Consider the following 23,514-nt stretch of genomic DNA (forward strand, 5'->3'; position numbering starts at 1 on the left):
GACCACCTCGGCACCCCGCAGGAACTCACCGACTACAGCGGCGACATCGTTTGGTCCGCGCAATACGACGCCTACGGCAAAGTCGCCGCACTGACCCTGGCCGGCGACGACTACCTGAACCAGCCGCTGCGCTTTCAGGGGCAGTACTTCGATGGCGAAAGCGGGCTGCATTACAACCGGCATCGGTATTACGACCCGAGGCTGGGGCGGTATCTGACACCGGATCCGATCAAGTTGGCTGGTGGATTGAATCAGTACCAGTACGTGCCGAATCCGACGGGGTGGGTGGATCCGTTGGGGTTGAACTCCAATTGTCCGCCGCCGAATAAGCCTGGGTGTGAGGTGCCGGGTGGGGTTGGTGGGACTAAGGTTGATGAGGGTGATCCACAATTACCGGACTTGATTCATGGCGTTGACCCACATTCAGTGAAGCGAACGCATGCAATTATGGGAAAAAATTCAACTAAACGCGTCGAAAAAATAAGAGATCAGATGCGAGCAGGTGGCTACGATGTCAGCTATCCCATAGACGTAGCAGAACATCAGGGCACCTTCTATATTCTAGATGGACATCACCGTGCAGCAGCTGCAAAACAAACAGCAACGCCAATAACTATAAATTTGATCACGAACATCAGAGAGCACAAAGGACAACTTAATACGATCGAAGAAGTCATTGAATCAGCTAACAATGTCGGACACGACCGATTGGAGCATCACAGAAGAAGATGAAAATAGCCGATAAAAATCTTGAGAACCTAATAACTGACTTTCTTTCAAAAGTTGAAAGTGGAACAGAATTACTACAAAAAAAATTTGGCACTCGGAATATTTTAAGACTCTGGCGGAGCAAGCAAATCGAACGCTGCGGTGAAATAACTGATGAAATTCAATATGAACTGCACGGCGTAGGGTGCGCCATTCATTTCCCATCAGAATCAGTGGACTTCGATTACGGCTCGAACAGCAGAATCGACGGCTTTGACGTATGGCGCCTTTACATTTACGCTTTGGACAGGCCGCTTACATATGAAAAATACTGCGACAAGAAAACACTCGAAAAAGAATTCAAAGAGCTTATCTCTTTAAACAGAATCGAAAAGATGTCGATCAATGACAATCTTTATGTCCTGGTTAAAACCGAATAAAAACATACCCACACGCATTCCAAACCAACAAAGAAGCCCGGCAGCGCTACCGGGCTTCTTTATTTGCAACTAACGAGCGATGAGCGAACGCGTGTCATCGATATCCTGCTCGGCGAAAGAGACCCCGTGAATCAACGGCCCATAACGCCGGCTGAACTCCCAGTTGTACGGCAAGCCATCCTTGCTGCTGCCGTTGTCCCAGTTCACCGACCAAGTCATCAAGCCTTTGATCGGCAGCCCCTTGATAGCCAGACGCTTAAGAACGTTACCGACCACAGTTTTGTCGATCACATAACCGGTGGCCGCCGCATCGTTGTTGGCCGGCAGGCCGATGACGAACTTGTCCGCCGGAATTCTGGTGAAGCCGCGAGTACCGGTCACCAGGCTTTCAGTCAGGTAGTAAAGGAAATCCTCCTTCAGCGGGTCGTTGTTCTGCGCAATCCACGCACCTGCACCGTCGTTGGCTTCCTGCACCCAGACACCGTCGCCACCCTGGTTGTAGAACTGTGGGGCGATGAAGTCGTAGTAGCCTTCCAGTGCCTGCAGGTAGCTCACGTATTTGCCGGTGCTGGTCAGATAAGGAAACTCTGGGGCCATGCTGATGATGAAATGTTTGCCTTGGCCTGCGTAGTGATCCTTGACCAGTTTCAGTGCGGCCGGCAGGACGGTCTTGTTGGCAGCGAATTCAATCGCGCTCTGTTCAAGATCGATGTCCAGCCCGTCGAAGCCGTAGGTTTCCACCAGACGGATGATTTCATTGGCCAGCGGTTGTTCCTGACCGCTGCGCAACTCGATGTGCGCATCGGCGCCGCCGAGGGAAATCAGTACCGCCCGCCCCTGACTGTTGAGCACGCCAACCTGACGGCGGAACTCGGCATCGGAAACGTTGAACGGCTTGAAGGTCGGAATCCCGCTGCCCTTCATAAAGGCCACCGCGACCACGTTGTACTCCTTGGGCACTTCTTCCAGCGAAAGGCTGGCAAAGCGGCCCTGGCGGTAACCATCGCTCGGGCCTGCGGGCCAGTTGTGCCAGAAGCCCATGAGGATCTTTTTGCCGGCAATGCTCGGCATCAGCGAGGCGGCATCGCTCGCGGCGTTTTGCACTAAAGAGAAATCGATTTTTGACATGTTCTAATCCTTCAGAACGTGTGGGTTTGGCGACGCAGCGCCGTTATTTGAAGTCGACGTCGAAAGCCTGATAGAAAGCGTTGCCGGTGTTGGCGACGATCCACATCAGTACGATCACGTGATGGCCCGTCTTGTTGGTCGGCAGTTTCACCGCGTGATTGACCTTGGCCTTCAGCTCATTCGGGTAGCTGTAATAAGGCACCTGAGTGTAGAAGTCCTCGAAGAACGGTTGGGCTTCCAGTTGCGCACGGGTAATACGCTGTTTCGGGTCCCAGCCATCCTTGGTGATCAGCCAACGGTAGCCGCGAGTGGTGTGCGGTGCGGTGTATTCCCACTTGATTTCGAGAGTTTGTCCCGGGGTGACATTGAGCAGCGGCCAAGTGAACGGACGAGCGAGTTTCTTGCTCATCTCTTCATTGGTGAAGTTCACACAGTCGCGGGCATCGCTCTTGCCGCCGCTGAGGATGTAGCCATCGGCCGGTGGCGTAACACTGTCCGAGTCGCTCTGGTAAGGCGCCGGAAATGGCCCCGCTGCCAGCGCCGGGAAGTTCTTCCCGCCTTCCATTTCGTTGACCTGCCAAGCGCCGAGCAATCCTTGCTCGATCGCTACCGCACCGCGGCTTGCAGGGGAAATGACACGACCGTGTCGCAGTTGGGTTTGTGCTTGTGGTTGATTCATGTTTTTCACTCCGTTGATTTAAGAACTCTCCTTTCCGAGGAGAGGCCTTCAAGCTAACGGAGACGGATTTTTTGTCCATCGGCGGTTTTGTCGCAGTCAGCAGCCTTGAACCGTAAAAACACCGCAAATACTGGATGCATATACAGCCTTTTGCGACAATGCCCACCAAAGATGACGACAAAAGATTACACGCCAATGCTACAAAGACTGCCATTCAGTGCTCACGGCAATTGTTCCTGGAACTCCTTTTCGTATTGCCCGGCGAGTTGTTCTTTCTGTTTTTCGCTGAGCAATTTGCCAGCCATCTGGAAGAACTTCTGTTCCTCTTCCTTCAGGTGATGGTGAACTTTGTCAGAGAGCTTTTTGGCGGTGGCCAGCCAGGCCGGGCTGGACATCTCGGTCTCGTCGAGTTCTTCCATCATCTCGTCCATTTCATGGTGTTCGGAGATGGCATGGCGGCTCAGGTCGACGCCGTTATCGAACTCCATCAACGGAATGTAGAAATGGCGCTCTTCAGCAGTTTCATGAGCCTGGAGTTCGGCTTTGAGCTGTTTGTACGCTTCGACCCGTTCCGGCGTATCGCCGCTGGTTTCGATCAGGGTTTTGGCGTAGCTACGCTGGCGGTCATGGCTTTCGCGAAGGGCTTCGAAAATATTCATGGGGATTCCTCATCAACCGCGTGCTGGAATGACGCTGTAAAGGCTAGACCCCGAGGCGAGAGCGGCAGTTCCACCGGGTTGAGAGGGGCTTGGAAGATCACCGCCGGGCAGGATAGGCTGCGGGTTCAAACCACAAGGAAGTCAGGCATGAACTTACGCATCGAGCTGTCACAAAACCCGACCGAAGAAGAACGCACAGCCATCCTCGCGCCGCTGCGTGCGCACAACGTTGCCAACGCCGGACCGTCGACCTTCGAGCCGATCGCTCTGTTAGTGCGTGATGAACACGACGCGATCCTCGGAGGTTTGTATGCCCACACGTTCTATCGTTGGCTGTTCATTGAGTTACTGGCCGTGCCGGAGCAAGGTCGCGGCAAGGGTATCGGCTCGCAGTTGATGCAGAGGGCGGAAGATCTGGCACGGGAAAAAGACTGCGTTGGCATCTGGCTCGACACCTTCTCCTTCCAGGCACCGGAGTTTTACAAGAAGCTTGGATTTAGCGAATGCGGAGAGATTCTGGATTATCCACTGGGACATAAGCGGCATTTCTTCCAGAAGCGATTGATCGGTTGAATGTTGCGGCCCCTTCGCGAACAGGCTCGCTCCCACATTTGGAATGCATTCCACGGTAGGATTGAGCCTGCTCCGGGCGGCGTTCCGACGATGCCGGCAGCCACCTCAACGCATGATCAGAGGCAAGTCGCTAAAGCCGCCAACCGGCGCTTGGCGACAAAGTCATCCTTCTGCGCGTAGTAATTCAACGTCGTACCCGATGCCTCGGTAATCACGTCGACAAACGACTCCGCCGAACGGGTGTACACCGTCGTCCCGCCCGACTTGCGCGGTTCCAGATACGCCGCCGCGTCCACGCCGAACACCGCCTCGTCCTGCCAACCAAACTGCACACACTGCGCCACGACTTTTTCAGCCTTGTCCGACGTCAACACCTTGTACGGGGTTTTCGTGCGAGCATCGTCCATCACCGAGCCTGCGCAACCGGCTAACAGCGTCGCCGCCAGCGCTACCATCAGAGTTCGCATTGCATTCGCTCATTCAGAAAAAAGCGGACTGTATCACCGCAGCAGCAGAAATCGTTCTGCTTTACTGCATTTATAGCGCGACACGCGCAGGCCGCTGCGGCAACCTAAGCTCATCAGCCTCACAAGGAAAACCCATGGCGCCTACCGACCAGCGACATGAACATGCCCTGAAAGTATTTCTCGACGCGCGTCCCGAACTGCGCGAAACCCTCGATCACCTCAACCCGTTGCTGGCCCAGGCCAAAGGCGAAACTCAAGCGCACTATCGCGAAGAGCGACTGCATGAAGCATTTGAGGCCGAAGCGGAAAGTCTCGGACTTTTTGCCTGGGAGTTGACCTTGCAACTGACGGCTGATTCGCCTGAGGAGTATCAGGCGCAGCGGTTGGAAGTGCACCGTGAAGTCGCGGAAATGGCCGGGATGGGTTGGCCGGAATATTGCGATCTGTATGGCATAGAACCATAACCGCCGCCCAAGGACACTTCTACCGATGCTGCCATCCGCCTCGACTCACCGCGCCAGCCCCGGCCATCTGCACACTCAGAAGTGGCGCGGGCGGATTGGTCTGGCGCTGGTGGCCAGCCTCTCGGTACTGGCCGGCATGACCGACGCCATCGGCTTTATGGCCAGCGGCGACTTCGTCTCGTTCATGAGCGGCAACACCACCCGACTTGCCGTGGCGATTAGCGATGGTGATATCGGGCTGACCCTGCGTTTGTTGATCCTCGTCGCCACTTTTATAGCCGGGAACGCCTTGGGCGTTATCGTTGCCCGTTTCGGTGGACGCCGGGCGCTGCCGTTGCTGCTGTGTATCGCCACCCTGCTGTGCGCGGCGGCGGCCTGGCCATTCGACACGCAACTGCCAGCGCTGCTGGCGGCGATCATTGCGATGGGCATGCTCAACGCGGCGGTCGAAGAGGTGAATGGCTTGCCGGTCGGGCTGACTTACGTGACTGGCGCGTTGTCGCGATTCGGCCGTGGACTGGGCCGCTGGATGCTCGGCGAGCGGCGCAGTGGCTGGCGGGTGCAACTGGTGCCCTGGAGCGGGATGTTTATCGGCGCGATTCTGGGGGCGGTGCTGGAGCATCATCTTGGACTCAAGGCGATGTTCGTCAGCGGGTTGCTGGCCGCGATGATCGGGCTGCTCTCCCTGAAAATTCCGCGGCGCTGGCAACTGGGCTACATGCCTCGCTAATCAACGCCCGCCCCGTACTCCCTGTAGGAGCTGTCGAGTGAAACGAGGCTGCGATCTTTTGATCTTGTTTTTCAAAATCAAAATCAACAGATCGCAGCGTGCCGCAGCTCCTACAGAGATCGTGTTTCCCTGTAGGCGCTGCGATCCTTTGCGGCCTGCAATGCTTTATCATGGCCGCAGTTTTGCTGATCGAGTCCGTCATGAAGTTCGCCATTGCGCTGTTTTCCGCCGCCCATGCGCCCTCCTCGCGCCGCGCCCTGCTGTTTGCGCAAGCCGCGCTGGCCGGTGGGCATGAAATTGTCCGGCTGTTTTTCTATCAGGACGGCGTCTATAACGCTTCGGATGCGGTGGTCACGCCGCAGGACGAACTGGACCTGCCCAAACAATGGCGCACCTTCATCACCGAACAGAAGCTGGACGGCGTGGTGTGCATCGCCGCCGCCCTGCGCCGTGGTGCGCTGAACGCTGAAGAAGCCAAGCGCTACCAGCGTGAAGCGATTTCGATCAGCGCGCCGTGGGAATTGTCCGGCCTCGGTCAATTGCATGACGCGGTGCAAGACGCTGACCGCTTGATCTGCTTCGGAGGTGCGTGAGATGGCCAAGTCCCTGTTGATCATCAGCCGCCAGTCGCCGTGGTCAGGCCCCGGCGCCCGTGAAGCGCTGGACATCGTGCTGGCCGGCGGCGCGTTCGATCTGCCGATCGGCCTGTTGTTTCTCGATGATGGCGTGCTGCAACTCGCCGCCGGGCAGAACGCCAAGGCCCTGCAACAGAAAGACCTCAGCGCCAACCTGCAGGCACTGCCAATGTTTGGTGTAGAAGTACTGTTTTACTGCGCCGACAGCGCCAGCACACGCGGTCTCGGCAATCTGTCGCTGGCCGAAGCGCAGCCGCTGGCCGCCGAACAAATCACCGCCCTTATTGACCGTTACGACCAGGTGATCACTCTCTGATGTCGACTTTGCACGTGTTGTCTCATTCCCCGTTCGGCGATGATCGCCTGAGCAGTTGCCTGCGCCTGATCGGCAGCGCTGATGCCCTGCTGCTGTCCGGCGATGCCGTCTATGCATTGCAACCGGGCACAGCGTCATTCACCGATCTGCAAAGCCGCCAGATCAAACTGTGGGTTCTGGCCGAAGATGCACAGGCTCGTGCCATCGAAGTCCCGGACTGGGCCGACGCCATCGATTACCCGGCCTTCGTCGAGCTGTCGATCCACCACGACAAGGTCAACAGCTGGCTATGAATTCCATGACCGTCGGCGCCCGCGCCATCGAACTGGACAAGGACGGTTTCCTCGTCGACCTCAGCGACTGGTCGGCTGATGTCGCCAGCGCCCTCGCCGCCGCCGAAGAGATCGAGTTGACCGCCGAACACTGGGAAGTCCTCGAACTGTTGCGCAGCTTCTACGAAGAATTCCAGCTCTCCCCGGCCACACGGCCATTGATCAAGTACACCGCGTTGAAACTCGGCCCGGACAAAGGTAACAGCCTGCACCTGAACCGACTGTTCAAAGGCACCCCCGCCAAACTCGCCGCGAAACTGGCGGGCCTGCCCAAACCGACGAATTGCTTATGACCGACTTTCCAGCACTGACCCTCGAAACCCCTGCCGAACACCCGTTCGCCCAATTCGTGCGCATTCTCGGCAAGGGCAAACGCGGCGCCCGCGATCTGACTCGTGAAGAAGCCCGCGAAGCCATGGGCATGGTGCTCGACGACAAGGTTGAAGACACCCAGCTCGGCGCGTTCCTGATGTTGCTGCGACACAAGGAGGAAAGCGCCGAGGAAATGGCCGGCTTCACCGAAGCGTTGCGCGCACGTTTGCAGGCACCCACGTTGAACGTCGATCTGGACTGGCCGACCTATGCCGGCAAGAAGCGGCATCTGCCGTGGTACCTGCTGGCGGCCAAGTGTCTGGCACAGAACGGCGTACGCATCTTCATGCACGGCGGCGGCGCTCATACCGCCGGGCGGATGTACAGCGAGCAACTGCTCGGCGAGTTGAACATTCCGTTGTGCCGCACCTGGCAACAGGTCGGCGCAGCGCTGGACAACGGCGGCCTGGCGTTCATGCCGCTGGTGGACTGGGCGCCGCAACTGCAGAACATGATCGATTTGCGCAACACCCTCGGCCTGCGTTCGCCGATTCATTCGCTCGCGCGGATTCTCAATCCACTGGGCGCGCGTTGCGGCCTGCAAAGCATTTTCCATCCTGGCTATCAGGCCGTGCATCGCGATGCCAGTGGTTTGCTTGGCGACACGGCGATTGTGGTCAAGGGCGACGGCGGCGAAATCGAGATCAACCCGGATGCCGACAGCCACCTCTACGGCACCACCGGCGGCGAGAGCTGGGATGAGGAATGGCCGCAGTTGTCGGCGCAACGCCACGTTAAACCGGCGACCCTGGACGTTGAACATCTGAAAGCCGTGTGGCGTGGAGAGGTGGTCGACAGTTACCCGCAAATGGCCTTGATTGCGACCATGGCGCTGGCCTTGCGCGGACTCGGCCAAAGCCGTGAGCAAGCCTTCGCCACTGCCGAGCAATACTGGGCCGCGCGGAACAAATCGATTTAACCGATCATTCGCGCCCGATCATTGCGCTTTTTGTTCGAACTCATCGGAATAGACTCGACTCCAACGATTATTGGTTTACGGAGTCTTGATCATGGGTTTACTCGTCGATGGCCACTGGCAGGACAAGTGGTACGAAAGCAGCAAGGACGGCGCGTTCCAGCGTGAACAGGCCAAGCGCCGCAACTGGGTGACCGCGAACGGCGAACCCGGCCCCAGCGGCGAAGGCGGTTTTGCCGCTGAAGCCGGGCGCTACCACCTCTATGTTTCTCTCGCCTGTCCATGGGCGCATCGCACGTTGATCCTGCGCAAGCTCAAAGGCCTGGAAAGCCTCATCGACGTCTCGGTGGTCAGTTGGTTGATGCTGGAAAACGGCTGGACCTTCGACACCGCGCTCGGCTCGACCGGCGACAAGCTCGACGGCTTCGACTTCATGCACCAGCGCTATACCGCCGACACTGCCGATTACACGGGGCGCGTCACTGTGCCCGTGCTGTGGGATAAAAAGCTAAAACGTATCGTCAGCAATGAATCGGCGGAGATCATCCGCATGTTCAACAGCGCGTTCGATGATCTGACCGGCAATGATCTGGATTTCTACCCGGCACCATTACGCGGCGAGATCGATGCGCTGAACGAGCGAATTTATCCGGCCGTGAACAACGGCGTGTATCGCGCAGGCTTTGCGACGTCGCAACAGGCTTATGAAGAAGCGTTCGATGAGGTGTTTGCCGAACTCGATTACCTTGAAGGCGTTTTAAGCGCAAACCGCTATCTGAGCGGCGAATACCTCACTGAAGCTGACGTGCGCCTGTTCACTACGATCATCCGGTTTGATGCGGTGTATCACGGGCACTTCAAGTGCAATCTGCGGCGCATTGCCGATTATCCGAACCTGTCGAACTGGCTGCGGGAGATGTATCAGTTGCCGGGGATTGCCGAGACGGTGGATTTCCAGCACATCAAGAATCACTACTACGGCAGTCACAAGACGATCAATCCGACTGGGGTTGTGCCGAAGGGGCCGGAGCAGGATTTCAGCGTGGCCCATGATCGGGCGCGGCTGGCTGGGAAAGGGGTTTGGTTGAAGGGTTAATAGCAAAAAGCAAAAGATCGCAGCCTTCGGCAGCTCCTACAGGGAACGCATTCTCATGTAGGAGCTGCCGAAGGCTGCGATCTTTTGATCTGACTCAGACCTGCGCCTGAGCCCCTTCGAACCACGCCAGTTTCTCGCGCAGTTGCACCACTTCACCAACGATCACCAGTGTCGGCGCATGCACTTCATGCTCCGCCACCAGTCGCGGTAGATCAGCCAGCGTGCCGGTAAAGACCCGCTGATTGACCGTGGTGCCCTGCTGAATCAACGCCGCCGGGGTATCCGCTGAACGACCATGCTTGATCAGTTGTTCGCAAATGACCGGCAACCCGACCAGGCCCATGTAAAACACCAGCGTCTGCGCCGGGGCGACGAGGTCGACCCATGGCAGATCAGTGGAACCGTCCTTCAAATGCCCGGTGACAAAGCGCACCGACTGCGCGTAATCACGGTGCGTCAGCGGAATCCCGGCATACGCCGCGCAACCACTGGCCGCCGTAATACCCGGCACGACCTGAAATGGGATGCCATGAGCGGCCAGCTCTTCGATCTCTTCGCCGCCACGGCCGAAGATAAACGGATCACCGCCCTTCAACCGCACCACGCGTTTGCCGGCCTTGGCCAGATCGACCAGTTGCTGGTTGATCTGATCCTGCGGCACGGCGTGATCAGACCGACGCTTGCCAACGTAAACCCGCTCGGCATCGCGACGGCACAATTCTAGAATCGCTGGCGCCACCAAGCGGTCGTACAGCACCACGTCGGCTTGCTGCATCAGACGCAAAGCCTTGAAGGTCAGCAGATCCGGATCACCCGGACCGGCGCCAACCAGATACACCTCGCCGGTGGTGACCATGGCTTCGCCATCGATCTTGGCTTGCAGCAGACGCTCGGCTTCAGCGCCCTGCCCGGCCAGCTGTCGATCGGCAATCGGCCCCTGAAACACGTCTTCCCAAAAACCACGACGCTGCTGCACATCCGGAAACAGGCTTTTCACCTGATTGCGGAAACGCGCGGCGAGTCCGGCCAACTGACCGTAAGTCGAAGGAATCCAGGTTTCGATCTTGGCGCGGATCAAACGCGCCAGCACCGGCGCATCGCCGCCGCTGGACACGGCAATGATCAGCGGCGAGCGATCGACGATCGCCGGGAAGATCACGCTGCACAAGGCCGGCGCGTCGACCACGTTGACCGGCACGCAGCGCTTGTGCGCATCGGTGGAGACTTGTGCGTTCAGCGTCTCATCGTCAGTGGCGGCAATGATCAGCCCGCAACCGTCCAGATCCGCCTCGACGTAACCGCGCAACAGGCATTCACCGCCAGAAGCGGTAACCAGCTCACGCAGTTGCGTTTCGATTTCAGGTGCGACCACCCGCAGCAGCGCACCGGCATCGGCCAGCAGGCGGGATTTGCGCAAGGCAATTTCCCCCCCACCGACGACCAACACACGACTGCCGCGCAGGTTGTGAAACAGCGGCAGATATTTCATTTAGCCGATGACCTCAAGGCCACCCATGTACGGCTTCAGCACGTCCGGCACACGGATCGAACCGTCGGCCTGCTGGTAGTTTTCCAGCACGGCCACCAGCGTACGGCCAACAGCCAGACCGGAACCGTTCAAGGTGTGCACCAGCTCAGGCTTGCCGGTTTCCGGGTTGCGGAAACGCGCTTGCATACGGCGGGCCTGGAAGTCGCCGCAGTTCGAGCAGGAGGAAATTTCGCGGTACTTGTCCTGGCTCGGAATCCACACTTCGAGGTCATAAGTCTTGACCGCGCTGAAGCCCATGTCGCCGGTGCACAGCGCGAGGGTGCGATAAGGCAGACCGAGCAGTTGCAGGACTTTTTCGGCGTTGGCGGTCAGGCCTTCCAGTGCTTCCATCGATTGCGATGGCTCAACGATCTGGACCATTTCAACTTTGTCGAACTGGTGCTGACGGATCATGCCGCGAGTGTCACGGCCCGACGCGCCGGCTTCACTGCGGAAGCACGGGGTGTGAGCGACGAACTTGATCGGCAGCAGTTTCGAATCGACGATTTCGCCGGCAACGATGTTGGTCAGCGACACTTCGGCGGTCGGGATGAGGTACAGATCGGCTTCGCCTTCGCGGGCGATCTTGAACAGGTCTTCTTCGAACTTCGGCAGTTGACCGGTGCCTTGCAGCGCCGGGGCCTGGACCAGATAAGGCGTGTAAGCCTCCTCGTAACCGTGCTCGTTGACGTGCAGGTTGATCATGAACTGCGCCAGTGCGCGGTGCAGACGCGCGATCGGGCCACGCAACAGGGCGAAACGCGCGCCGGACAGCTTGGCGGCGGTTTCAAAGTCCAGCCAGCCGAACTTCTCGCCCAGCGCCACGTGGTCTTTCACTTCAAAGTCGAAAGCAGTCGGCGTGCCCCAGCGGCGCACTTCGACGTTGTCGTCTTCGTCTTTGCCGACCGGAACGGATTCGTGTGGCAGATTCGGGATGCCGAGCAGGATCGAGTCCAGTTCGGTCTGGATTGCGTCCAGCTCGACTTTACCGGCACTCAGTTCGCCCGCCATGCGCTCGACGTCCGCCATCAACGGCGCGATGTCTTCGCCGCGCTGCTTGGCCTGACCGATGGATTTGGAACGCGCGTTACGCTCAGCCTGCAGTGCTTCGGTGCGGGTCTGGACGGTCTTGCGCTGTTCTTCCAGCGCTTCGATGCGCGCGGTATCCAGGGCAAAGCCACGGGAAGCCAGGCGGTCCGCTACGTCCTGAAGGTTGCTACGTAACAGTTTGGAATCGAGCATGTCGGTTTCTCGTTATCAAAGTTTGGTCAAAGACAGGCCAGCCCACGTCGCGAGCAGCCCGCCGAATACGCTGAGTGCCGCATAGCCCAAGGCCAGCGGCACTTGCCCGCTTTCCAGCAGGCGCACCGTATCCAGTGAAAAGGATGAAAAAGTCGTCAGCCCCCCGAGGAAGCCGACCATCAACCCGGCACGCACCTCGATCGGCACTTCCGGGCGTATCAAAAACAGGCCGTACAACACGCCAATCAGCAGACAGCCCACGATATTAACGGCCAGCGTCGCGGTATAGAAGTGCCGCGGCCAATTGGCGTTGACCCAATTGCCGGTAGCGAAGCGCAACAAGGTGCCGGCAACCCCGCCGGCGGAGACCGCAATGATCAATGGAAGCACTATTTTCTCCGTTGCCGAGGGCTTAAACGATCGAGTTGAGCGAGGTGGTTGAGCTTCTCGCCGATCTTCAATTCCAGGCCGCGCGGCACAGGCTGGTAGAACGGGATGGGATCAAGCTCTTCCGGGAAATAGTCTTCGCCAGCGGCGTAAGCGTCCGGCTCGTCGTGGGCATAGCGATATTCATCGCCATAGCCCAATTGTTTCATCAGTTTCGTCGGTGCGTTGCGCAAGTGCAGTGGCACCTCAAGCGAGCCGTTTTCAGCGGCGGCGCGCAATGCGGTTTTGAAACCCATATAAACAGCGTTGCTTTTCGGCGCGCACGCCAGATAAGTGATCGCCTGCGCCACGGCCAATTCGCCTTCCGGACTGCCGAGACGCTCCTGCACCTCCCACGCCGCCAGGCACAGGCTGAGGGCGCGCGGGTCGGCGTTGCCGATGTCTTCACTGGCCATGCGCACCACGCGCCGGGCCAGGTACAGCGGATCGCAACCGCCGTCGATCATCCGCGCAAACCAGTACAGCGCGCCATCGGGATTGGACCCGCGCACCGACTTGTGCAGCGCCGAGATCTGGTCGTAGAACGCCTCGCCACCCTTGTCGAAACGCCGACGCGTATCGCCGAGCAGGCTTTGCAACAGTTCAGTGCCGATTTCGCTATTGTCGTCGGCCAGATCGGAGGCGTTTTCCAGCAGATTGAGCAGACGCCGGCCATCGCCATCGGCGGCCGACAGCAACATCTGGAAGCCTTCGTCGTTCAGCGTCAGGTTGCGCTTGCCCAGACCGCGCTCTTCGGTCAGTGCACGGTGCACCAGTTTGCGCAGCGCCGCTTCGTCGAGGCTTTTCAGCACGTAGACGCGGGCGCGCGACAACAAGGCGTTGTTGAGTTCGAACGAAGGGTTTTCGGTGGTGGCGCCGATGAAGATCAGCGTGCCGTCTTCAACGTACGGCAGGAATGCGTCCTGCTGGGACTTGTTGAAGCGGTGCACTTCATCGACGAACAGAATTGTGCGCTTGCCGTACTGGCCGGCCTGCTGCTTGGCGATTTCAACGGCCTGACGGATCTCCTTGACCCCGGCGAGCACCGCCGAGACCGTTTCGAAGTGTGTATCGGAGACTTCTGCAAGCAACCGCGCCAGCGTGGTTTTGCCCACACCCGGAGGGCCCCAGAAGATCATCGAATGCAGGGCACCCTGCTCCAGCGCCTCACGCAGAGGCTTGCCGCGAGCGAGCACGTGCTCCTGACCGACGTACTCATCCAGATTGGTCGCCCGCAAACGCGCGGCCAGTGGCTGGGCAATCGGTGCACTGCGAAACAGATCCATCACGTAGCGTTGAAACCTCTATTTGATCAAGTCGATCATTTGCCCTTGTGGGAGCGAGCCTGCTCGCGAAAGCGGTGTATCAGTCACTATTAATGCTGGATGAAATATCGCTTTCGCGAGCAGGCTCGCTCTCACAGGGTTTACGGGTTTATTCCTGGATCACGTCGGCACCCTTGGGGATGTCGAACTTGAACTTGGACGGCGACACCGGCTCGTTGGCCTTGACCCCGGTAAACAGGATGTTGGTGCGCTGGCCGACGCTGTCGATCAGTTGCATGTCATTGAGCAGACCGTTGCGGAACGACAAGCGCAGGTTGTCGAACAGGGTGTCCTTGGTTTTCGGCTTGAGGGTGAAGTCGATCACGCCGCCCGCCTCTTTCGCGCTGATGTCGAAGCTCTGGCTGATCTTTGACACATCACCGGACAGCAGCAGCGCCGGGGTCTGGGTCAGACGCTCGTCGAGCTTCTTGATGGTCGCCTGTTCCAGATCCGGGTCCCACAGGGTGACTTTCTTGCCGTCGGAGACCATGGTCTGCTCGGCCGGCGCATTGGTGTGCCAGTAGAACAGGCCCGGACGCTGCAGGGTCATGTTGCCGGTGGTTTCCTGCAACTGCGTGCCGCTGCCGTCGAGGGTCAGCTGCGAGAAGTTCGCGCTCAGGGTCTTGGATGTTTCCAGCAATTGGGTCAGACGCGCCACGTCCTTGTCATCGGCGTGGGCCGTGAGAGTGGTCAGCGCCAGTACTGGCAGCAACATGCGGATAAGACGCATGGGAGTCCTCTTGAATACTCGTTGGGAGAGAGGCGGCACATCATTGTCCCGCCTCTTGCGTTTGCAATCAGTCGCGTACCGGGCCCGGGGCCAGGACTTCACGGGAACCGTTGGTGTTCATCGAGGTGACGACCCCGGCCATTTCCATGGCTTCGATCATCCGTGCGGCGCGGTTGTAGCCGATCTTCAACTTGCGCTGTACCGCGGAAATCGAGGCGCGACGGCTTTCGAGTACGAACTGTACCGCTTCGTCATACAGCGCGTCGGCTTCCGGATCATCGCCGTCGCCACCACCGCTGCTGCCTTCAAAACCGCTGCCCGCTTCTTCGACACCGTTGAGGATGTCGTCGTTGTATTCCGGTGCGCCGCGCAGTTTCCACGCTTCGACCACCCGGTGTACTTCATCGTCGGAAACGAACGCTCCGTGAACGCGGATCGGCAGGCTGGTGCCCGGTGGCATGTAGAGCATGTCACCGTGGCCGAGCAGTTGTTCGGCGCCACCCTGATCGATGATGGTTCGGGAGTCGATCTTGCTCGATACCTGGAACGCCATACGGGTCGGAATGTTGGCCTTGATCAGACCGGTGATCACGTCCACCGACGGCCGCTGGGTCGCGAGGATCAGGTGGATACCGGCGGCACGGGCCTTCTGGGCGATACGGGCGATCAGTTCTTCAACCTTTTTGCCGACGATCATCATCATGTCGGCGAATTCGTCGACCACCACGACAATGGTTGGCAGCTTCTGCAGCAATGGCGCTTCGTCGTGGATGCTTTCGCGTTTGTACAGCGGGTCGCTCAACGGCTCGCCGGCGTCCTGGGCTTCCTTGACCTTGGCGTTGAAGCCGGAAAGGTTACGCACGCCCATCTTCGCCATCAGCTTGTAGCGGCGCTCCATCTCGGCCACGCTCCAGCGCAGGGCGTTGGCAGCGTCCTTCATGTCGGTGACGACCGGGCACAGCAGGTGCGGAATGCCTTCGTAGATCGACAGTTCCAACATTTTCGGGTCGATCATGATCAGCTTGGCGTCTTCCGGGCCGGACTTGAACAGGATCGACAGAATCATCGCGTTCACACCCACCGACTTACCGGAACCGGTCGTACCGGCCACCAGCAAGTGCGGCATCTTCGCCAGGTCGGTGATGACCGGCTTACCACCAATGTCATGACCGAGTGCCAGGGTGACCGGCGATTTGAAGTTATCGTACTCGGGCGTCGACAGCACCTCGGAGAAACGCACGATCTGCCGGTCTTCGTTGGGGATCTCGATACCGACGGTGGTCTTGCCCGGAATCACCTCGACCACCCGCACACTGGTCACAGCCAGAGAACGCGCAAGGTCTTTGGCGAGGTTGGCGATGCGGCTGACTTTTACGCCGGCGGCCGGCTGAATTTCGTAACGGGTAATCACCGGGCCCGGGTGGATCGAATCAACCGTGACTTCGACGCCGAATTCCTTGAGCTTGATCTCCAGCAAGTGGCCGACCGCTGCCAGGGATTCCGGTGAGTAATTGAGTTGTTTCTTTTCCGCAGGATCGAGAATCGAGATCGGCGGCAAGGTGCCTTCCACGGCGCTGTCGACGAACAACGGCACCTGTTTCTCTTTCTGCACGCGCTTGCTCGGCTCGGGCGCTTTGGCTGGAGCTGGCGCAATGACCGGCGGCACTTGTTTCTCGCGATCGGACATGTGCTTGCTCAGGGCTTGCTCACGTTCGATCAGGCGTTCTTTGACTTTGGCCTGCTCACGCTTGTCGGTGACCGTTGGCGCGACCACGTCATGCACGCGATCGTCGACTTCACGCAGTTGCGCGACCAGTTGCTTGCGTTCGGTACGCGCCGACCACCAGCGGTTGAGCGCGCCCTGGAACAGTTCGAACAGGTCGAGGGTGATCTTGCCGGTGATGTCCATCACCTTGAACCACGACAGGTCGGTAAACACCGTCAGGCCAAACAGGAACAGCGCGATGAACAACAGCGTGCTGCCCTGAATGTTCAGCGCATTCTTCGCCAGATTGCCGAGGCTTTCGCCCAGCGCGCCGCCCGCACCCGCCGGCAGACCCGACGCTGCGTGGAAATGCAGATGCGCCAGCGCAGCGCCGGACAGCACCAGGAACACCAGACCAATCAGACGCCAGGAGAACAGCCAGCCGCTCCACTGCCACGGTTCGTGGCGCTGGCGGAAAATCTGATAGGCCTTGATCGCCAGCAGCAACGGGAAGATGTACGCAAAGTAACCCAGCACCATGAATAGGATGTCGGCGCTGTAGGAGCCCGCCGGGCCGCCGAAATTCTGTACATCATCGATCTTGCTGTTGTGGCTCCAGCCTGGATCGTCCTTGCCGTAGGTCAGCAAAGCCATCATCAGGAACAGGCACAAGGCACCGATGGCGATCAATGCACCTTCCTTGAGCCGGTAGTGCAACTGTTGGCGCCAGAGCGGAACGACTGTTTTTGGTGCTTCGGTGGATTTCTTCAAAACGCTTCTTTTCCTGCGCCCGAGGCGCGTCCATCTATTGAATGACGATAAAAAACTGCCCAATCCAGGCAGGTAAAAAAGTGAACGAGCGCAACTGAGACTACTTTTAACACTGCGTCGCGCTTTTTATAAACACAACGCACCGCGAATATTCTGTAACAGCCCGGCATTGTACGGGTTTGTGCGTCTGATGCCATGCTTCAAGCCTCAGGACTGAGCATAGTCAAGCACACAGAACCCGCGACTCAATTTGAGCATGCATTACCTTTTGTGACAAAGGCTTATGAGGTGTATTTGATGAACGTAGCGAAGCATTCACGCCTGATCATCCTCGGCTCCGGTCCGGCCGGTTACAGCGCCGCCGTGTATGCCGCTCGCGCCAACCTCAAACCCGTGGTCATTACCGGCCTGCAGGCAGGTGGCCAGCTCACCACCACCGTTGAAGTCGACAACTGGCCCGGCGACGTCGAAGGTCTCACCGGCCCGGTACTGATGGAGCGCATGCAGAAGCACGCCGAACGCTTTGCCACAGAGATCGTTTACGACCACATCCACACCGCCAAGTTGCAGCAGCGCCCGTTCGAGCTTATTGGCGACAGCGGCACTTACACCTGCGACGCGCTGATCATTGCCACCGGCGCCTCGGCGCAATATCTGGGGCTGCCCTCGGAAGAAGCCTTCGCCGGCCGAGGTGTTTCTGCTTGCGCGACCTGTGACGGCTTTTTCTATCGCAATCAGGTGGTCGCAGTCGTCGGCGGCGGCAATACCGCCGTCGAGGAAGCACTGTACCTGTCGAACATCGCCAAAGAGGTGCACCTGATCCACCGGCGCGACAAATTGCGTTCGGAGAAAATCCTTCAAGACAAACTGTTCGACAAAGCCGCCACAGGCAATGTGCGTCTGCACTGGAATCAGAATCTCGACGAAGTGCTGGGCGATGCCAGCGGTGTCACCGGCGCGCGACTGCGTGACAGCCACACGGGTGAAACCGCTGAACTGGCGCTGGCCGGCGTGTTCATCGCTATCGGCCACAAACCCAACACCGATCTGTTTCAAGGGCAACTGCCGATGCGCGACGGTTACTTGCTGGTCAAGGGTGGCAGCGACGGTGATGCTACGTCCACCGAGATTCCCGGGGTGTTTGCCGCCGGCGACGTGGCCGACCACGTTTACCGCCAAGCGGTAACGTCGGCAGGTGCTGGCTGCATGGCCGCACTCGATGCCGAGAAGTATCTGGACGACATTCCGGTCATTTAACGGCACACTTTATCGCGGGCGAACAGCCCGCACCGCCCTCCCCTTCTGCAAGCCTGGATGCCATGCTGACTTGGTTACAACGTAATTCCCTGACTTTTCCACCACTGGAAAAGGCCATGCGCGACCCCAACGGACTGCTCGCCGCCGGTGGCGATCTGTCGGCCGATCGACTGATTCAGGCTTATCGCCATGGCTGTTTTCCATGGTTTTCCGAAGGCCAGCCGATTCTCTGGTGGTCGCCGGATCCGCGCACGGTGTTGTTTCCCGACGAACTGCATGTCTCGCGCAGCCTTGGCAAACTGCTGCGCCAGGAACGCTACCAAGTGACCTTCGATCGGGACTTCGACGCCGTGATCCGCGCCTGCGCTGCACCACGGGATTACGCCGACGGCACCTGGATCACCGAAGCCATGCAGGACGCCTACGTTGAACTGCATCGCCGCGGCTTCGCGCATTCGGTAGAGGTCTGGGATCAGGGCGAACTGGTCGGCGGCCTGTACGGCCTGGCGATGGGCCAACTGTTCTTCGGCGAATCGATGTTCAGCCGCGCCGACAATGCTTCCAAATTCGGCTTTGCCACTCTGGTGCGCCATCTGAAAGACTCAGGATTCGTGCTGATCGATTGCCAGATGCCGACCGATCATCTGCACAGCCTCGGCGCGCGGGCAATTCCTCGTCAGCAATTCGCCGACTATCTGGCAAATCACCTGGATCAGCCCAATCGTGCCACCTGGGTTTGCTGAGCGACTTTTGCGCGCGTGGCTTACACTTAATTCACCAGCTTATCCCGAGGGTTGATCATGACCGAGTTGGCGCGTTTGAAGTTCTATGCCACTCAGCCTCACTCTTGCAGTTATCTGCCCGAGGAGCAGGCCACGACCCTGTTCCTCGATCCGAGTCAGCCCATGGATGTGCACGTCTACGCAGACCTGTCGGAAATGGGCTTTCGTCGCAGCGGCGATCATCTGTACCGCCCGCATTGCCAGAACTGCAATGCGTGCGTGCCTGCGCGCATTCCGGTGGCGCAGTTCACACCCAATCGTCAGCAGAAGCGGATTTTCAAACGCAACACGGATTTGCAGGTGCGCCCGGCCAAACCGCAGTTTAGCGAAGAATATTTCGATCTGTACCAGCGCTATATCGAACAACGCCACGCTGACGGTGACATGTACCCGCCGAGCCGTGATCAATTCTCGACTTTTCTGGTACGCGATCTGCCCTTCTCGCGGTTTTACGAGTTCCGACTCGACGGACGGTTGCTCGCCGTGGCCGTGACCGATTTGCTGCCGAACGGCTTGTCAGCGGTGTACACCTTTTACGAACCGGCCGAAGAGCGCCGCAGCCTTGGCCGATTTGCCATCCTCTGGCAAATCGCCGAGGCACAGCGTCTCGGGCTTGAAGCGGTGTACCTCGGTTACTGGATCAAGAACTGCAAAAAGATGAACTACAAGACACAATATCGCCCCATCGAATTGCTGATTAATCAGCGCTGGGTCATCCTCAACTAAACCCAAACCGTAAACCCCTTGGCGTAAACCCCATTTTTCGGGCACAATGCACGCCGCTTTTGCCTGGCGCAGTTGCACCGGGCCATTCATTGGATACCGAGGGCTTTACTGCATGTCGAAAGAAGACAGCTTCGAAATGGAAGGCACTGTCGTCGACACCCTGCCCAACACCATGTTTCGTGTGGAGTTGGAAAATGGGCACGTCGTAACCGCGCATATTTCCGGCAAGATGCGCAAGAACTACATTCGTATTCTTACCGGTGACAAAGTGCGCGTCGAGCTGACGCCCTATGACTTGAGCAAAGGGCGCATCACTTACCGCGCTCGTTAATCAAGTCAATACAAAACGCCCGGTTTATGCCGGGCGTTTTTGTTTGTGCGTTTTGGGGGTTGGTTTGGGTTTGGGGGCATATCCGTTGCTGCGGGCGCTGCCGCTGGCGGTTTCGCTCTTACAGCGAGTCACCTTTTCCAAACGCCGAAAAGGTAACCCAAAAGGCTTTGCCCCGGCGTACGGCACTTCGCTGAGGCTCAGTGTTCCCTCGCTACGGTGTCCATCCGGGGGCATCGCCTACGGTTTGCTTCGCTGCACCTCCTCTCGATGTATGCGGCTGCGCCGCACGGCGCTGCGCGCCTACCCCCCGGATAGACACCTACGCTCGGCCTGCCGAAGGGGCAAAAGATCAAAAGCCAAAGCCAGAGCAAGATCAAAAGCCAGATCAAGAGCCCCTCACCCTAGCCCTCTCCCGGAGGGAGAGGGGACTCACCGCGTGGACTGGAAGAGATACGCCGACGTGCGATTCCGCGTTGAACTCAGGTTTTGAAAAGCCCGAAAATCGGCCCCCTCTCCCTCGGGAGAGGGCTGGGGTGAGGGGAAAACCCACCACAAATCCAAAGCCGAACACCCGCTCTTCACCACTCAATAGGCCGAGTGTCAGCTCGCCTGCTCTTGATCTGTAAGGCGACGTCGGAAGGGCTGAGGAAGCAAACCGTAGGCGCTGCGCCCGGATCGATCCCGCAGCGAAGGAACCCCGAGCCCCGGCGAGCGGGCCGCACGTAGGAGCAAGCGTTTTTTGCTTACTTTTTTTGGCGTTTGAAAAAAAGTGAGTCGCCGTAAGGGCGAAACCGTAATAAGCCATCACCGCAGCAACGGATATTCACCCAAAAAACCCAAACGACAAATAACAAAAAGGCGCCCGAAGGCGCCCTCTTGATCTCAGGCCATCAGGCCATTTCTGCGGTAGTTTCGAAGTCAAACGTCAACTCACCATCCTTGATGTCGATGTGCACCACACCGCCATGCTCGGCCAGCTCGCCAAACAGAATCTCCTCCGCCAACGGACGCTTGATCTTGTCCTGGATCAGACGCGCCATCGGACGTGCGCCCATCGCCGAGTCATAACCACCCGCCGCCAGCCAACTCCGCGCGGCATCAGTGACCTCAAGCAGCACACGCTTGTCTTCCAGCTGCGCCTGAAGCTCGGTAAGGAACTTGTCCACCACGCTCTTGATGACCTCATGGCTGAGGCGACCAAACTGGATAATGGTGTCCAGACGGTTACGGAACTCCGGCGTGAAGCTCTTCTTGATCACTTCCATCGCATCAGACGAGTGGTCCTGATGAGTGAAACCGATCGAAGCCCGAGCAGCCGTTTCGGCACCGGCGTTAGTGGTCATGATCACGATCACATTGCGGAAGTCCGCCTTGCGCCCGTTGTTATCGGTCAGCGTACCGTGATCCATCACCTGCAGCAGCAGGTTGAAGACTTCCGGATGCGCCTTCTCGATTTCATCGAGCAGCAATACGCAGTGCGGCTGCTTGGTGATCGCCTCGGTCAACAGTCCGCCCTGATCAAAGCCGACATAGCCTGGAGGCGCACCGATCAGACGCGAAACGGTGTGACGCTCCATGTATTCGGACATGTCGAAGCGAACCAGCTCGATCCCCAACGCCTTGGCCAATTGCCGCGCAGCCTCGGTTTTACCAACACCGGTCGGACCTGCGAACAGGAACGAACCGACTGGCTTGTCAGGCGATTTAAGCCCGGCGCGCGACAGTTTGATCGCGGTCGACAGCGAATCGATCGCCGCGTCCTGACCAAACACCGTCAGCTTCAGGTCACGCTCCAGGTTGCGCAGCAGCTCCTTGTCGGAACTGGTGACGTGTTTAGGCGGAATCCGCGCGATTTTCGCGACGATGTCTTCGACCTGTGGCACTTCAATGCGCTTCACACGTTTTTCGACCGGTTGCAGACGCTGATAGGCGCCCGCCTCGTCGATCACGTCGATGGCCTTGTCCGGCATATGCCGGTCATTGATGTAGCGCGAAGCCAGCTCAGCAGCGGCGCGCAACGACTCATCGCTGTATTCGATGTTGTGGTGCTGCTCGAAACGCCCTTTCAGGCCGCGCAGGATGCCGATGGTGTCTTCTACCGACGGCTCGACGACATCGACCTTCTGGAAGCGACGCGCCAGGGCACGATCCTTCTCGAAGATGCCGCGGAATTCCTGGAACGTGGTCGAGCCGATGCAGCGAATGTCGCCAGACGACAGCAGCGGTTTGAGCAGGTTCGAGGCGTCCATCACGCCACCGGACGCAGCGCCGGCACCGATGATGGTGTGGATCTCGTCGATGAACAGGATCGCCTGCGGACGTTTTTTCAGTTCATTGAGCAGCGCCTTGAAGCGCTTCTCGAAATCACCGCGATACTTGGTGCCCGCGAGCAGAGCACCGAGGTCGAGAGAGTAAACAACACTGTTGGCCAACAGATCCGGTACCTGGTTGTCGACAATACGCTTGGCCAGACCTTCGGCAATTGCGGTTTTACCCACGCCTGCTTCACCGACCAGCAGCGGATTGTTTTTGCGTCGGCGCGCGAGAATCTGCGCGACACGCTCGACTTCCGACTCACGGCCGACCAGCGGATCGATACGACCCTGGCGCGCGAGTTCGTTGAGGTTGCTGGCATAAGCATCCAGAGGATTGCCTGAAGAAGAAGACTCACCGCCCTCGTCGTCCTGCATATCTTGTTCACCTTCAGAGTGATCGCCATGCCCCGGCACTTTGGAAATGCCGTGCGCGATGTAGTTGACGACATCGATGCGCGCAACGCTCTGCTGTTTCAGCAGGAACACTGCCTGACTCTCTTGCTCACTGAAGATTGCAACCAGCACGTTGGCGCCAGTCACTTCGCGTTTGCCCGAGCTCTGTACGTGGAAAACAGCACGTTGCAGTACACGCTGGAAGCCCAGGGTTGGCTGGGTTTCGCGATCTTCGTCATGAACGGGGATCAATGGCGTGGTGGAGTCGATGAACTCCTGCAGGTCATGCTTGAGTTTGTCGAGGTTTGCGCCGCAGGCACGCAAAACGGTGGCGGCAGCCTCATTATCCAATAGGGCCAGCAAAAGGTGTTCGACGGTCATGAATTCATGACGTTTCGAACGAGCCTCCTTGAAGGCAAGATTGAGGGTGACTTCGAGCTCGCGGTTTAACATAGCTTCACCTCATAC

General features: G+C 58.5%; 25 protein-coding genes and 1 pseudogene. 15 read left to right on the forward strand and 11 right to left on the reverse strand.

What is annotated here, in order from left to right; all coding sequences use genetic code 11:
• Together M5G26_RS14195 and M5G26_RS14200 are read left to right on the forward strand one after the other, a co-directional pair.
• On the forward strand, nucleotides 1-732 hold a 732-nt coding region (locus M5G26_RS14195; protein ID WP_273915764.1), incomplete at its 5' end, for an RHS repeat-associated core domain-containing protein.
• Nucleotides 729-1,148, forward strand: a complete 420-nt coding sequence (locus M5G26_RS14200; RefSeq protein WP_273915765.1) for a DUF6896 domain-containing protein — start codon at nucleotides 729-731, stop codon at nucleotides 1,146-1,148. The genes M5G26_RS14195 and M5G26_RS14200, both read left to right, overlap by 4 nt.
• Before the next feature lie 126 nt (nucleotides 1,149-1,274).
• On the opposite strand, the pseudogene M5G26_RS14205 reads toward M5G26_RS14200, so the two are convergent.
• From M5G26_RS14205 to M5G26_RS14215, 3 genes and pseudogenes are all read right to left on the reverse strand, one after another.
• Nucleotides 1,275-2,276, reverse strand: a pseudogene (locus M5G26_RS14205) (chitinase); the annotation flags it as partial.
• 43 nt (nucleotides 2,277-2,319) lie between these two features.
• Entirely contained in the window at nucleotides 2,320-2,955 is a 636-nt protein-coding gene (locus M5G26_RS14210) for a lytic polysaccharide monooxygenase auxiliary activity family 9 protein (protein ID WP_134176569.1), read from the reverse strand.
• Between the two features lie 221 nt (nucleotides 2,956-3,176).
• The gene (locus tag M5G26_RS14215; protein WP_134176568.1) at nucleotides 3,177-3,614 is read right to left on the reverse strand and encodes a hemerythrin domain-containing protein; all 438 of its coding nucleotides are present in this window, start codon (nucleotides 3,612-3,614) and stop codon (nucleotides 3,177-3,179) included.
• A 147-nt stretch (nucleotides 3,615-3,761) separates the two neighbouring features.
• Between M5G26_RS14215 and M5G26_RS14220 the strand changes: the two genes are divergently transcribed.
• A complete protein-coding gene (locus M5G26_RS14220) occupies nucleotides 3,762-4,187 on the forward strand; it encodes a GNAT family N-acetyltransferase (protein ID WP_007908103.1) in 426 nt (141 codons plus the stop codon).
• 116 nt (nucleotides 4,188-4,303) lie between these two features.
• On the opposite strand, the gene M5G26_RS14225 is transcribed toward M5G26_RS14220, so the two are convergent.
• Nucleotides 4,304-4,654: a hypothetical protein gene (locus M5G26_RS14225; protein ID WP_273915767.1), complete on the reverse strand. Its 351-nt coding sequence runs from the start codon at nucleotides 4,652-4,654 to the stop codon at nucleotides 4,304-4,306.
• A gap of 134 nt (nucleotides 4,655-4,788) precedes the next feature.
• Between M5G26_RS14225 and M5G26_RS14230 the strand changes: the two genes are divergently transcribed.
• The 8 genes from M5G26_RS14230 to M5G26_RS14265 all read left to right on the forward strand — a co-directional run bounded on the left by M5G26_RS14230 (nucleotide 4,789) and on the right by M5G26_RS14265 (nucleotide 9,515).
• A complete protein-coding gene (locus tag M5G26_RS14230) occupies nucleotides 4,789-5,118 on the forward strand; it encodes a DUF6388 family protein (RefSeq protein WP_134176699.1) in 330 nt (109 codons plus the stop codon).
• Between the two features lie 25 nt (nucleotides 5,119-5,143).
• A complete protein-coding gene (locus M5G26_RS14235) occupies nucleotides 5,144-5,848 on the forward strand; it encodes a YoaK family protein (protein WP_273915768.1) in 705 nt (234 codons plus the stop codon).
• A gap of 200 nt (nucleotides 5,849-6,048) precedes the next feature.
• Entirely contained in the window at nucleotides 6,049-6,441 is a 393-nt protein-coding gene (tusD, locus tag M5G26_RS14240) for a sulfurtransferase complex subunit TusD (protein WP_134176567.1), read from the forward strand.
• A 1-nt stretch (nucleotide 6,442) separates the two neighbouring features.
• Nucleotides 6,443-6,799 (forward strand): sulfurtransferase complex subunit TusC, encoded by a 357-nt coding sequence (tusC, locus tag M5G26_RS14245; RefSeq protein WP_273915769.1) that lies wholly within the window; start codon nucleotides 6,443-6,445, stop codon nucleotides 6,797-6,799.
• Nucleotides 6,799-7,092: a sulfurtransferase complex subunit TusB gene (gene tusB, locus M5G26_RS14250; protein ID WP_273915770.1), complete on the forward strand. Its 294-nt coding sequence runs from the start codon at nucleotides 6,799-6,801 to the stop codon at nucleotides 7,090-7,092. The genes tusC and tusB overlap by 1 nt, the downstream gene beginning before the upstream one ends.
• Nucleotides 7,089-7,424, forward strand: coding sequence for a TusE/DsrC/DsvC family sulfur relay protein (locus M5G26_RS14255; protein WP_095118237.1), 336 nt, complete (start codon nucleotides 7,089-7,091; stop codon nucleotides 7,422-7,424). The genes tusB and M5G26_RS14255 overlap by 4 nt, the downstream gene beginning before the upstream one ends.
• Complete coding sequence (locus M5G26_RS14260) at nucleotides 7,421-8,422, forward strand: glycosyl transferase family protein (protein ID WP_273915771.1); 1,002 nt, start codon at nucleotides 7,421-7,423, stop codon at nucleotides 8,420-8,422. The genes M5G26_RS14255 and M5G26_RS14260 overlap by 4 nt, the downstream gene beginning before the upstream one ends.
• 91 nt (nucleotides 8,423-8,513) lie before the next feature.
• Nucleotides 8,514-9,515, forward strand: coding sequence for a glutathione S-transferase family protein (locus tag M5G26_RS14265; protein ID WP_273915772.1), 1,002 nt, complete (start codon nucleotides 8,514-8,516; stop codon nucleotides 9,513-9,515).
• 94 nt (nucleotides 9,516-9,609) lie between these two features.
• Here M5G26_RS14265 and cysG read toward each other — a convergent pair whose 3' ends face one another.
• The 6 genes from cysG to M5G26_RS14295 form a co-directional block, all read right to left on the reverse strand.
• Nucleotides 9,610-11,004 carry a siroheme synthase CysG gene (gene cysG / locus M5G26_RS14270; protein ID WP_134176563.1) on the reverse strand — a complete coding sequence of 465 codons (1,395 nt, stop codon included), beginning with the start codon at nucleotides 11,002-11,004 and terminating at the stop codon, nucleotides 9,610-9,612.
• Nucleotides 11,005-12,285 (reverse strand): serine--tRNA ligase, encoded by a 1,281-nt coding sequence (serS, locus tag M5G26_RS14275; protein WP_038369693.1) that lies wholly within the window; start codon nucleotides 12,283-12,285, stop codon nucleotides 11,005-11,007.
• A gap of 15 nt (nucleotides 12,286-12,300) precedes the next feature.
• A complete protein-coding gene (gene crcB / locus M5G26_RS14280; protein ID WP_007908079.1) occupies nucleotides 12,301-12,675 on the reverse strand; it encodes a fluoride efflux transporter CrcB in 375 nt (124 codons plus the stop codon).
• A complete protein-coding gene (locus tag M5G26_RS14285; protein WP_273915773.1) occupies nucleotides 12,675-13,997 on the reverse strand; it encodes a replication-associated recombination protein A in 1,323 nt (440 codons plus the stop codon). Before M5G26_RS14285 ends, crcB begins: the two co-directional genes overlap by 1 nt.
• Nucleotides 13,998-14,145: 148 nt before the next feature.
• A complete protein-coding gene (gene lolA, locus M5G26_RS14290) occupies nucleotides 14,146-14,766 on the reverse strand; it encodes an outer membrane lipoprotein chaperone LolA (protein ID WP_127928929.1) in 621 nt (206 codons plus the stop codon).
• A 67-nt stretch (nucleotides 14,767-14,833) separates the two neighbouring features.
• Complete coding sequence (locus tag M5G26_RS14295) at nucleotides 14,834-17,242, reverse strand: DNA translocase FtsK (protein ID WP_034155142.1); 2,409 nt, start codon at nucleotides 17,240-17,242, stop codon at nucleotides 14,834-14,836.
• A gap of 297 nt (nucleotides 17,243-17,539) precedes the next feature.
• Between M5G26_RS14295 and trxB the strand changes: the two genes are divergently transcribed.
• From trxB to infA, 4 genes are all read left to right on the forward strand, one after another.
• Nucleotides 17,540-18,499 carry a thioredoxin-disulfide reductase gene (trxB, locus tag M5G26_RS14300; protein WP_273915774.1) on the forward strand — a complete coding sequence of 320 codons (960 nt, stop codon included), beginning with the start codon at nucleotides 17,540-17,542 and terminating at the stop codon, nucleotides 18,497-18,499.
• A 62-nt stretch (nucleotides 18,500-18,561) separates the two neighbouring features.
• Complete coding sequence (gene aat / locus M5G26_RS14305) at nucleotides 18,562-19,242, forward strand: leucyl/phenylalanyl-tRNA--protein transferase (protein WP_273915775.1); 681 nt, start codon at nucleotides 18,562-18,564, stop codon at nucleotides 19,240-19,242.
• Between the two features lie 57 nt (nucleotides 19,243-19,299).
• Nucleotides 19,300-20,007, forward strand: coding sequence for an arginyltransferase (locus M5G26_RS14310; protein ID WP_007908064.1), 708 nt, complete (start codon nucleotides 19,300-19,302; stop codon nucleotides 20,005-20,007).
• 112 nt (nucleotides 20,008-20,119) lie between these two features.
• A complete protein-coding gene (infA, locus tag M5G26_RS14315) occupies nucleotides 20,120-20,338 on the forward strand; it encodes a translation initiation factor IF-1 (RefSeq protein WP_002553999.1) in 219 nt (72 codons plus the stop codon).
• An 890-nt stretch (nucleotides 20,339-21,228) separates the two neighbouring features.
• Here infA and clpA read toward each other — a convergent pair.
• A complete protein-coding gene (gene clpA, locus M5G26_RS14320; protein WP_016987404.1) occupies nucleotides 21,229-23,499 on the reverse strand; it encodes an ATP-dependent Clp protease ATP-binding subunit ClpA in 2,271 nt (756 codons plus the stop codon).
• Between the last annotated feature and the right edge of the window lie 15 nt (nucleotides 23,500-23,514).

The organism is Pseudomonas sp. TNT2022 ID642 (assembly GCF_028656995.1).
Taxonomy (GTDB): Bacteria; Pseudomonadota; Gammaproteobacteria; order Pseudomonadales; family Pseudomonadaceae; genus Aquipseudomonas.